This window comes from Paenibacillus sp. P22, from assembly GCF_000469945.2.
GTDB lineage: Bacteria > Bacillota > Bacilli > Paenibacillales > Paenibacillaceae > Paenibacillus_O > Paenibacillus_O humicus.
Map to the genome: position 1 here is coordinate 1 of NZ_CBRA020000274.1, position 4,206 is coordinate 4,206.

Consider the following 4,206-nt stretch of genomic DNA (forward strand, 5'->3'; position numbering starts at 1 on the left):
CGTCGTCATCCGGCTGCTGCAGCCTTTTCTTCCCGAAGCCGTTCAAGGGCCGCTCCTGATCTCGCTCGCGGAAGTCCATCTCGGCACGAACGCCCTCGCCAGCTGGCACGCTCCCGAGCCGTCCTCCCTGCTGCAGACGGCAGCCATCGCCGCAGCGCTCTCGTGGGGCGGGCTCTGCTCCTTGCTCCAAGCGGCCGGAACGTCGTCGGGCACCGGACTGCGGCTGCTCCCGCTGGCTGGAGCCCGGCTGCTCGCCTCCGCCATCGCCGCCGGCTTGACGCTCGTGTTATGGATACCGCTGAGCGCGCTGGCCTCCTATGCCGAGACGGCCGTTTCATCCGCGCGCCCAGCTTTCCTCATTCCCGGCATATCCGGCTGGGAGCAAGCTCTTCCGGCTTCTCTCTGGCCGTCCCTGCCTTATTCCGCCGCAGCCTGGGCCGTCGTTCTGGCAGCCCTGCTCCTTCTCTCGGCCGCCGTCCGCGGACTGCGCCGCCGAGCCTAGCGGCAACAGACCGGCCGCTCAAGGCTGCCGGTCTGCGTATTTGCGTTCAAGCTCCCTCTCGACTTCCGGCGGAACGAGATCCTTGACGCTTCCATGGAAGCGGGCGATCTCCTTGACGATGCTGGAGCTGAGATACGAGTATTTGGGATTCGTCATCATGAAGATCGTCTCGATGTCGCCGTCGAGCTGATGGTTCATCGACGCCAGCTGCAGCTCGTATTCGAAGTCCGTCACCGACCGGATGCCCCTCACGATCGTGCGCGCTCCGCGCGAGCGCATGAAGCGGACGGTCAGGTCGCGGAAGCTGTCGATCTCCACGTTGGGGATGTCACGGGTGATCTCCGCCAGCAGCTCGAGACGCTCCTCGACGGAGAACAGCGGGTTTTTGCTCGTGTTGTTCAGAACGGCCACGATAACCGTATCGAATTGCCTGGCCGCCCGCTGGATGATGTCGAGATGCCCGCATGTGACGGGGTCGAAGCTTCCCGGGTAGACAGCCACCCTGCCGCTAAGGATCAATCCGTCCTCTTCCTTCAAGCCGTCCTGCGTACCGCCCGAATTAGTTCCCATCTGCATCCGCAACCTCCGTCTGTTCGGGCCGATACCGGTATACGGTCACGGCCGTCTCGCCATATTGCACTCTTCTCGTCTGTTGGCAGCCGCCGATGACTTCGGGGTATGCATGCCCTGCGTCGTGCTCCACCACAATCACCGCATCGTCAGCGAGCAGCCGACGCTCCTGCAGCTCCATCATCTGCGCATCCATATGGGTCAGCCGGTAAGGCGGATCCAGGAATACGGCCGCAAAAGCTATTCCCCGCTTCGCGAGCGCCTTGACCGCCCTTCCGGCGTCGTTCGTATATATTTCGGCGCGCCCGGACATGCCTGCCGCCTCCACATTGGCCTTGACGACCGCAATGCTCGTCCGGTCCTGGTCGACGAAGACCGCCTTGTCCATGCCGCGGCTCAGCGCCTCGATGCCCAGGCCTCCCGTGCCGGCGAACAGGTCCAGCGCCCATCCCCCTTCAAAATAAGGGCCGATCATGCTGAACACGGCTTCCTTCACCTTGTCGGTCGTCGGACGCGTATTCATGCCCGGCACCGCCTTCAGCGGCCTGCCCTTGGCCTCGCCCGCGATTACTCTCATTCGTGCCTGCCCCTCCTGCTTCTAACGGCTTCCGCCGCCCATTTGCCCTGCTATCGTACCACAACCGCCGATGCGTTTGGAAGCGTGCCCGGCTGCCCGCGCCGGGCCTGTCCCGGGAATGCGCCGACGCCTCTCCATGCCTTTCAAGAGGAAATTATCCCCTGTACGATCGTAACTTCTCCCTTCTGCCGGCTGTCTGAGCCCCTGATAATAGAATCAGCGTCAAGGACCCGGCGCCGAAGACGCCTCGTTTCCCTCTCGTTCCCATTCCTGCGAAAGGAGGCTTGGTCCGGCTGCCGAAACAGGCAGCCCGCGAGCAGGTTCAGCCGCTTGACCGCAGCGGCGCTAAGCCCGTTTCCCGAATCCCGAATCCTTTAGAGGAGGTTTCATCATGTACGCTTATCCATCTTCCACGACGCGAAGACCGCTGCTGGCCGCCTGGCTCTGCCTGGCCGTCCTGGCGGCGTCGATTCTGAGCTCGGCCGCATTTCCGTCCCGCGCCTCGGCCGCTCCTGCAGGCGGCTACAAAATCGTCGGCTACTGGCACAACTTCGACAACGGCTCCGGCTTCATCCGCCTGCGCGACGTCTCGCCGGACTTCGACGTCGTCAACGTTTCCTTCGCGGAGCCGGTCGGAGGCAGCGCGACGGGCACCATCGGCTTCGCCCCCTACAACTATACCGAAGCGGACTTCAAGGCGGATGTCGCTTACTTGAAAAGCAAAGGAAAAAAAGTGCTCATCTCCATCGGTGGCGCCAACGGACAAGTCCAGCTTGCGACAGCGGCGGCAAGAGACGCCTTTGTATCCTCGGTAACCGGAATCATCGACAAATACGGCTTCGACGGCCTCGACGTCGACTTCGAGGGACATTCCCTCTATTTGAACGCCGGCGACTCGGACTTCCGCAATCCGACAACGCCTGTCGTCGTCAACCTGATCAGCGCCCTGAAGTCGATCAACGGCAAGTACGGAACCGATAAGTTCATTCTGACGATGGCCCCGGAAACGTTCTTCGTCCAGCTCGGCTATTCGTTCTACGGAGGCAGCTGCATCAGCTGCGACTCCCGTGCCGGAGCCTATTTGCCCGTCATCCACGCCACCCGGGACATCCTCGACTGGCTGCAGGTGCAAAATTACAATTCCGGCCCGATCACCGGCCTCGACGACCAATACCATACGATGGGCAACGCCGATTTCCATGTCGCGATGGCCGATATGCTGCTGACCGGCTTCCCCGTCGCCAAAAACGCCAGCCAGGTATTCCCTGCCCTCAAGCAGGAACAGGTCGTTCTCGGCTTGCCGGCCAACGGCAATGCCGGCGGCGGATTCACCTCGGCAGCGGATGTGCAGACGGCTCTCGACGCCCTCATCAAGGGCAAGCAGCTGTCGTCGTACAAAACGAGGGGCAGCTCGACCGGCTATCCGAACTTCGGCGGCCTGATGACCTGGTCGATCAATTGGGACAAATTCAACGGCTTCGAATTCTCCTCCAAGCACCGGGCCTATCTGAACGCGATCGCGCCGCAGGCTCCGGATACGCAGGCGCCGTCCGTTCCGGCCAATCTGGCGTCGACTGGCGTCTCCTCCACCAGCGTGTCGCTGTCCTGGAGCGCTTCGACCGACAATGCAGGCGTCACCGGATACGTCGTGAGCTACGGTACGGTACAGCTCAATGTGTCCGGAACTTCCGCCGTCGTCACCGGTCTGGCTCCGGATACAAACTATTCGTTCACCGTCAGGGCGAAGGATGCCGCCGGCAACCTGTCCGCCGCCAGCGCGGCGCTGAATGTGCGCACAAGCGCGGCTTCGGGCGACACGTCGCCTCCGACCGCGCCTAGCGGACTATCCGTCACCGGCAAAACGTCCGCCTCCATTTCTCTGTCCTGGACCGCGTCGACGGACAACGTCGGCGTGACGGGATACACCGTCGCCTACGGCACCCAGCAGCTGGCGGTAACCGGCACGAGCATTACCGTATCGGGCTTGACCGCCGGAACCTCCTACACGTTCACGGTCAAGGCCAAGGATGCCGCCGGCAACGTCTCCCCCGCCGCCACCGTGACGGCGTCCACCGATGCCGCCGGCGCGCAGGCTTGGGCTGCGGGCGTCGCCTACAAAACCGGCGACCTCGCCACCTACGGCGGCAAGACGTATTCATGCCGCCAGCCGCATACGTCGCTCCAGGGCTGGGAGCCTCCGAATGTCCCCGCTCTTTGGCTGCTCCAAGCCTAAAATCCGAGCCATCCATCATGGCTTGAAAAATGTGAAAAAGTCCGGACACAAGCGGTTTTCCCGCTGACGGTCCGGACTTTTTGGGCTGCGGCAGCCGCCTCTATCATTCTAGGTTCCTACAGCTTCTCCGATACCGCCTTCGCCTGCGTGAACTGCAGCAGATAATCGCTGCCGCCTGCCTTGGAATCCGTGCCGGACAGATTGAAGCCTCCGAACGGATGCACGCCGACGAGAGCGCCGGTGCATTTGCGGTTCAAGTACAGATTGCCGACATGGAAGGAGCGCCGGGCCTCTTCCAGATGCGCGCGCTTGCCGGAAAATACC

Annotated in this window: 4 protein-coding genes and 1 pseudogene; 2 read left to right on the forward strand and 3 right to left on the reverse strand. The window is 62.7% G+C overall.

Annotated elements, in window-relative coordinates; translation table 11 throughout:
* A pseudogene (locus BN871_RS28715) lies at positions 1–502 on the forward strand (hypothetical protein); the annotation flags it as partial.
* 18 nt (positions 503–520) lie between these two features.
* Here the strand turns inward: BN871_RS28715 and coaD are convergent.
* On the reverse strand, positions 521–1,072 hold the full coding sequence (gene coaD / locus BN871_RS25565; protein ID WP_083436665.1) for a pantetheine-phosphate adenylyltransferase: 552 nt from the start codon (positions 1,070–1,072) through the stop codon (positions 521–523).
* Entirely contained in the window at positions 1,062–1,649 is a 588-nt protein-coding gene (rsmD, locus tag BN871_RS25570; RefSeq protein ID WP_021881645.1) for a 16S rRNA (guanine(966)-N(2))-methyltransferase RsmD, read from the reverse strand. The genes coaD and rsmD overlap by 11 nt, the downstream gene beginning before the upstream one ends.
* 391 nt (positions 1,650–2,040) lie before the next feature.
* Here rsmD and BN871_RS25575 point away from each other — a divergent pair, with 391 nt between their 5' ends.
* On the forward strand, positions 2,041–3,882 hold the full coding sequence (locus tag BN871_RS25575) for a fibronectin type III domain-containing protein (RefSeq protein ID WP_048749947.1): 1,842 nt from the start codon (positions 2,041–2,043) through the stop codon (positions 3,880–3,882).
* A gap of 116 nt (positions 3,883–3,998) precedes the next feature.
* Here BN871_RS25575 and BN871_RS25580 read toward each other — a convergent pair.
* The coding region (locus BN871_RS25580; protein ID WP_048749949.1) for an aldehyde dehydrogenase family protein at positions 3,999–4,206 on the reverse strand (208 nt) is incomplete at its 5' end.